Origin of the sequence: Dyella sp. (genome assembly GCF_035486915.1) — a bacterium.
Taxonomy (GTDB): domain Bacteria; phylum Pseudomonadota; class Gammaproteobacteria; order Xanthomonadales; family Rhodanobacteraceae; genus Dyella_B.
Genome location: NZ_DATHMR010000020.1, coordinates 59,607 through 65,969 on the forward strand (window position 1 = coordinate 59,607; position 6,363 = coordinate 65,969).

The following is a 6,363-nucleotide window of genomic DNA, read 5'->3' on the forward strand; positions in this document are numbered from 1 at the left end:
TGGAATCATCATGCAACACACACTATCCATTCTTCTGCAGAACGAAGCCGGTGCACTGGTGCGCGTTGCGGGTCTGTTTGCCGCGCGTGGTCACAATATCGATACGCTGACGGTTGCCGCAACAGCCGATCCTGCGGTTTCGCGCCTGACTTTGACGGTGCGCGGCGACGACGCGACGCTGACGCAGATCGTGCAGCAGACACGAAAACTTGTGGATGTCTTGCAAGTCGAGCATCCCGCGCACGCATGAACGCAAGGCCATCGCACGCCGACAACGATCTCGCCCCGAGCGCAGCGTCCGTATTGCGCCGGGCGGAGGCGGCGCGTGTGTACGAGGTGGCCGAACACACGGCCTTGGATCCGGCGCCGCTGTTGTCCGCGCGAGTTGGCGCATCCGTGCTGTTGAAACGCGAAGATCAACAACCCGTGTTTTCTTTCAAACTGCGTGGCGCCTACAACCGCATGGCGCAACTTGACGAGGTACAGCGAGCGAAAGGCGTGATTGCCGCTTCCGCCGGCAATCATGCGCAGGGCGTGGCATTGGCAGCTTCCCGCCTGGGTATTGAAGCAACCATCGTCATGCCGGTCACCGCGCCGCAGGTCAAGGTCGATGCCGTGCGGCGCTTCGGCGGAAGCTTTGTCTACGTCGTGCTGGCGGGCGACTCCTACAGCGATGCGCAAGCCGAAGCACAACGTTTGCGCGACGTATCGGATGCGACATTCGTGCATCCGTTCGACGATCCCGATGTCATCGCCGGTCAGGCCACGATCGCACTCGAACTACTGGATCAACACCCCGGCCCCTTGCACGCCGTTTTTGTACCGGTGGGCGGCGGCGGTCTTCTGGCCGGGATCGCATCAGTGATTAAGGCACGACGACCGGATGTGCGTGTGTTCGGTGTGCAAGCCTGCGACGCGGACTCCATGGCGCGTGCACTCGATAAGGGCGAACGCATATCGCTGGACGATGTAGGCCTGTTCGCCGACGGCACGGCCGTGAAGCAGGTTGGCGCGCTGACGTTTTCGCTATGCCAGCAATACGTCGACGGCATGCTACGCGTGGACACCGACGCAATCTGCGCGGCCATCCGCGACATTTACCAGGACACGCGAAGCGTACCCGAACCTTCCGGCGCGCTGGCACTGGCCGGTCTCAAGCAATACATCGCCAAGCACGGCACATGCGATGGCGCATTGGTAGCTGTCGTATCCGGTGCCAACATGAATTTCGACCGCCTGCGCTTTGTCGCCGAGCGTGCCGAAGTCGGCGAGCAACGCGAAGCGGTGTTCGCAGTGACGATCCCCGAGCAACGCGGCAGCTTTCGCCGTTTTTGCAGTGCACTGGGTCAACACGCCATCACCGAATTCAACTATCGCATCGGCGATGCACGTGCGGCACATATCTTTGTGGGCATTCAAACCGCACAGCGCGGCGAGCGCGAAGCCTTGGCGAGCGCGCTCCATGACAACGGCTTCGGCGTACTCGATCTCACCGACGACGAACTTTCCAAGCTGCATCTTCGCCACATGATCGGTGGCCGTTCACCCCTGGCGCACGACGAGCGGCTTTATCGCTTCGACTTTCCGGAACGCCCGGGCGCACTGGCACGCTTTCTCGAACGCATGCATCCGGACTGGAACATCAGCCTGTTCCATTACAGGAACCACGGTGCCGATTACGGGCGCATTCTTGTCGGCATTCAGGTACCGCCAAGCGAACACGCACTGTTGCAGCGCTTTCTCACAACGCTCGGCTACCCCCACATCGACGAAAGCGACAATCCGGCTTACCGGCTGCTGCTACGCATGTAATGTGTAAGTCTGCTGCGCGCAGCCAGCAAGCACTTCATCGAGCGAGGCATCCACGTTCAACTCGAACACGTGATTGTCGTAGTCGGTGAAATACAGCGCGGTGTCTTTCCGCGCCATGTAATGCTCGACGTCGAACGTCGTGAGCTTGTCTGCGCAGGCGGTCAGCTCATCCTGACTGACGTGCAATGAAATGTGATCGCCATTACGCACGGAAGGACCATCGCCCTGACGCAGCGCAAACCATAGGCCGCCGAATTTCGCAAAGCTTTGCGGGTGACCGCCGTCATCTGGACGTGGCGGAACGATTCGTGCGCCGAGCACCCCGGCAAATAGTTCTGCAGTGCGAGCGGGATCACGCACGACCAGTGCGATGTGACTGATGGACGCGACCATGAATAACCCGACTCCCCAAGCGTAATGGTCGATCCTAGACCGTTCACGTACTGGCGGGCAATCTACCTCAAAGCACGGCTCGGTGGGATTACGCACACTTTCCCGGTAAGGGGAGCACGTTACACTTGTGGGATGGCACCGACCTCTCGCAAACGCCCAAGGCGATCTCCTTCGGCACCGACCGTTAGCCGCACCCGCCCGGTTCAGCCGATGGTGCGCAAGGTGCAGCAGCCGGCCGACAGCTCCACGCATGCTTCGCACGTGCTGGATTGGTTGCTGCAGAAGCTGCCCACAGGCTATCGCGAAAAAGTACGCGACATTCTTGTACTTACGCGCATGGATCGGCCGATCGGCGCACTCTTGCTGCTGTGGCCGACGTGGTGGGCGCTATGGCTGGCCGCCAACGATTTCCCGCCCTGGAAGCCATGGCTGATTTTCACGCTGGGCGTTTTTGCCATGCGTGCGGCCGGATGTGCCATTAACGATTACGCGGATCGCAACCTGGATCCTCAGGTAGCCCGCACGGCCGGCCGGCCGATCGCTGCCGGCCGGGTCACCCCACGCGAAGCCCTGATCGTGTTCGTTGCCTTGCTGGCGTTTGCCTTTCTGCTGGTACTGCTGACCAATCCGCTGACGATCAAACTGTCGTTTATCGGCGCCGCTCTTGCAGCGCTGTATCCGTTTACAAAGCGATACACCGATCTACCGCAGGTCGTTCTCGGCGCCGCATTCGGCTGGTCGATTCCGATGGCGTTTGCCGCGATTCAAAACACCGTGCCGCCGGTGGGCTGGCTGCTATTTATCGCAAACATTCTATGGTCGGTGATTTACGACACCGAATACGCGATGGTCGATCGCGATGACGATATCAAGGCAGGTGCACGCTCCACCGCCATTTTGTTTGGCGATGCGGATGTACCGATCATCGGCGTTCTGATGGGCACATTCGTCATTGCGTTGGTGATGATCGGCACACGCGTAAAATTGGAATGGCCGTTTTGGCTGGCCATCGTCGCTGCAGTGGCACTGTTTGGCTGGCAACTGTGGCTGATTCGCAACCGCGAGCGCGACGCCTGCCTGAAGGCGTTTCGCCACAACAACTGGCTTGGCTTGACGGTCTGGATTGGTATCGCGCTCGCACTGGCGGTGCGCTGACTTTCAGCGTCCGGGAATCGGCGCACGCGCAAGTGCCCAAACATCGATGTCTCGGACGAATAGTTATCGAAAATTAATTTAATTAATATTAATTTAACAAGAGGTCAAGTGTTCGTCGTCATTCTGCCAAGAGAGCACCGCAGGTGCAGGCAGGAGCAACTTCTGCCGAGATCGGGCTAGGGATTTCTGAGTAAATGCCACTGTGCGTTTGACAATCATGATGCTCGGCGCCTTTTCTTTGCGCCGATCAAACACTGGGGCGAACATGTGGAAGACGGCATCCCCACAGCGAACGCTTCAGGAGCTCAAGCGGCTTCCGGGCCTATCAAGTGGACTCGTCAGGTGGCCGATATCGGATTGGAATACATTGTTTGCACTCCCATATAGAGCCCAGTGGCGAACCTACACTCGTAGAGGTCTGTCCAAGACTCTAGATGAACAAGCTAGACCGGTGCTGCCGTGTTGCGCCGTCGTAAAAATGAGTTCAAAGTGAATACGCGATAAGGGAGCGACTATGGCGACGACCAAAAATTTGGATCCAGTTGTCCTGAAGGCTCTTAAAGACTTGAATGTTGCTGACGCCAATCTCTCGCTCCAAGAGCAAATTGCGAAGCTGATTCAGGTTATCGAACAGATTACCGCGGAACAGCAACTGGCAAATCGGGAGCGAGCGCTACGCGCATCTCCGGACGGGATGTACGTGCGCAACAATGCGGGCACGTTCATATCGGAGAGCGAAGCGAAAGAGGCATTGGAAACGATCCAGCGCCTGGATGGCCAAAAGACAGGAGCGGAAAAAAATGCCGCCTAAGCAGAGGCCTACCATCCTTACGATGTGAGCGATCACAGGGAGAGGGAGCGTGAGCGAAGGGGGCGATACATCGCTGGTCGGAATACTGCCGCTTCTCGCAGCAGGGTTTATTTTCAATAACATTTACTATGCAACGAAATTTCGGCTGTCCAAAGCTGACGGTCAGCGTTTGTTCTTTTCATGCGTAATCACGGGCTTCGTAATTGGAGTCATCGCATTCTTGGCGTGCTTCGCCGTCCGCACATTGATCCCACCCCATTCTTTTCTTCGAAGTACCTTGGACTGGATGCACAAATCGGTCCCAGTACCCTACGGACTGACGTTCATTGCCACAATGTTGTTAGCCTACATGCTTGGTCACGCTGGCAATGTAGTGCTTTGGTTACGCAAACGTCGAAAAGCACCAAAAGACAAGCGTCGGGTTAGCGTTTGGGTGTACTGGCGCACAATGCCCGAATACATCACAGCAATGGATGATCTTTTTAGACGGGCGCTTACAGAAGATGCGCTCGTACTGATATGCCTTAAGTCGCGAAAGGTCTACTGCGGCTTGATCACTGAAACGAGGGGTGATCACGACTCTGCAATCGCACATGTTCAGTTTCTCCCCTCTTTTTCCATCACGCGGGACAAAGACACTCTTCTATTCGATTGGAATACGAAAACCGAATACAGAGCCTATAGCCTTAAACGAGCTTCGGAACGTCGAAAATCGCTCGATGCAGTAATTACCAAGATAAAAGAGCTCATCAATGCCGCGCAGAACTTAGCAGCAGTCAGCCAGCCACCATTGGCAAACCACTATCGTGACTTAGTTGCCCCACTTCAGCAGCAACTTGCAGCTCAAGAGCAAGAACACGCAAGCTTGAGCAAAGTCCTTAGTAGCTATAGTCACAGCGGAGAAATTAGCATCAGCGAATGGGTCAAGGTCATTCCGGTCACTGAGATCGAGTCCGTATCCATTTACATGGATGATGATCACGCGAAGTGGTTCGATCATGGAATTGGAACAACGCCAAATTCTTCCGCCGCTCCACCACAAATGCACGCCGGATAGAGACTGGTTATGCGAGGTGACATATTGGGCCGAAAGATAGTTTGACCTCAGCCACTCGCACATTCTCCTTTTGTATGTGGCAATGCGGACACCTCGCAGAAGTGTTCGCTAACAGTCAGGTAGTAAACGCCGAAGAAACTAAATGCAAGTAAAATAAGTACGCCAATTCTTTTCCATGTTTTATTTTCAATTGGAAAAACGTCTCTCGGATAGTAGGTCAAGTAGCAAAGACCATAAATAATTGCATTCGTTACCAGCATGATGAAGACAACCCATAAAGTGCCGCGGATGGCTCTTGTGTGGTCAGGCTCTCTAAAGCTAAGAACCATCAATGCCATGATCACCCCGATAACAACGGACGCGGCTGTAAATGCTACAGAGCCGATGCTGCCAGATAAGAAGCGAACGAAATTCGCCATGCGCCAATAGAATCGATTCTCTACGCTAAGTACTTGGAGTGCGACGGCAAGGGGGAGTACCACAAGCGCAACCCCGAACGAGACTTTAAGAAGGGAAACGTTCCAGATTCCTTGGATGATGTTGAGCGCAACATCTTTCCACTTTTCGGAATCATGGGGAATTAGGAATCCAGCAACGAGCGCCAACATTAACGGGCTGAATGCCTCAGTGACGCACCTATCTACCGCACCACGAACGCTCAGTCTTCCAAGTATCCATCCGTTACTTTCAGACTGCTTGGTCATAGAATCCCCCGTCAGATGTTGCGCCTCTAAAACTGGCGAGCCAAACTGAATTCAATCACTTTATTGATGATGGCGCGACAGAAAGCGTCACGTTTGACTGGGTTAATGATGTACTCGCTCAAAAGCGACAGATCTTCCTTAATTACAGGCGTGCACACTTCTATCGCTAGGTAGTGCGTGCGCTGGTGACGGCGCTGGTGCGATCAAGCGGACCCACGCCTGGTGTCCGACGTGTTACGCCGAGGCGCGTGCCGGCGTGGTAACAATCTGCACGCCTTTAATATTTTCCTCATCTCACCTTCACCTGGCCATTCATCAGCGGCTGTCGTGGACGAATAGTTAGACTCAATCGCGCCACTTAATAATAATTTAACACTACCTCACCCGCCGCCTCACGGTGGCGGTGAGTACCTTCGCGGGAATTGCCTAAC

At 55.4% G+C, this 6,363-nt stretch carries 7 protein-coding genes; 5 read left to right on the forward strand and 2 right to left on the reverse strand.

Annotated elements, in window-relative coordinates; all coding sequences use genetic code 11:
• The first annotated feature begins 10 nt into the window (after positions 1 to 10).
• Both ilvN and ilvA read left to right on the forward strand, forming a co-directional pair.
• Positions 11 to 250 carry an acetolactate synthase small subunit gene (ilvN, locus tag VK725_RS02395; protein ID WP_325316459.1) on the forward strand — a complete coding sequence of 80 codons (240 nt, stop codon included), beginning with the start codon at positions 11 to 13 and terminating at the stop codon, positions 248 to 250.
• Positions 247 to 1,812 carry a threonine ammonia-lyase, biosynthetic gene (ilvA, locus tag VK725_RS02400; RefSeq protein ID WP_325316460.1) on the forward strand — a complete coding sequence of 522 codons (1,566 nt, stop codon included), beginning with the start codon at positions 247 to 249 and terminating at the stop codon, positions 1,810 to 1,812. Before ilvN ends, ilvA begins: the two co-directional genes overlap by 4 nt.
• Here ilvA and VK725_RS02405 read toward each other — a convergent pair.
• On the reverse strand, positions 1,801 to 2,205 hold the full coding sequence (locus tag VK725_RS02405) for a hypothetical protein (protein ID WP_325316461.1): 405 nt from the start codon (positions 2,203 to 2,205) through the stop codon (positions 1,801 to 1,803). The genes ilvA and VK725_RS02405 overlap by 12 nt on opposite strands.
• A 210-nt stretch (positions 2,206 to 2,415) precedes the next feature.
• Between VK725_RS02405 and ubiA the strand changes: the two genes are divergently transcribed.
• From ubiA to VK725_RS02420, 3 genes are all read left to right on the forward strand, one after another.
• Entirely contained in the window at positions 2,416 to 3,360 is a 945-nt protein-coding gene (ubiA, locus tag VK725_RS02410; RefSeq protein ID WP_325316462.1) for a 4-hydroxybenzoate octaprenyltransferase, read from the forward strand.
• Between the two features lie 514 nt (positions 3,361 to 3,874).
• Positions 3,875 to 4,171: a hypothetical protein gene (locus VK725_RS02415; RefSeq protein ID WP_325316463.1), complete on the forward strand. Its 297-nt coding sequence runs from the start codon at positions 3,875 to 3,877 to the stop codon at positions 4,169 to 4,171.
• A gap of 49 nt (positions 4,172 to 4,220) precedes the next feature.
• Positions 4,221 to 5,228 (forward strand): hypothetical protein, encoded by a 1,008-nt coding sequence (locus tag VK725_RS02420; RefSeq protein WP_325316464.1) that lies wholly within the window; start codon positions 4,221 to 4,223, stop codon positions 5,226 to 5,228.
• Between the two features lie 47 nt (positions 5,229 to 5,275).
• Here the strand turns inward: VK725_RS02420 and VK725_RS02425 are convergent, their stop codons facing one another.
• Positions 5,276 to 5,932 carry a hypothetical protein gene (locus VK725_RS02425; protein WP_325316465.1) on the reverse strand — a complete coding sequence of 219 codons (657 nt, stop codon included), beginning with the start codon at positions 5,930 to 5,932 and terminating at the stop codon, positions 5,276 to 5,278.
• Positions 5,933 to 6,363 lie beyond the last annotated feature (431 nt).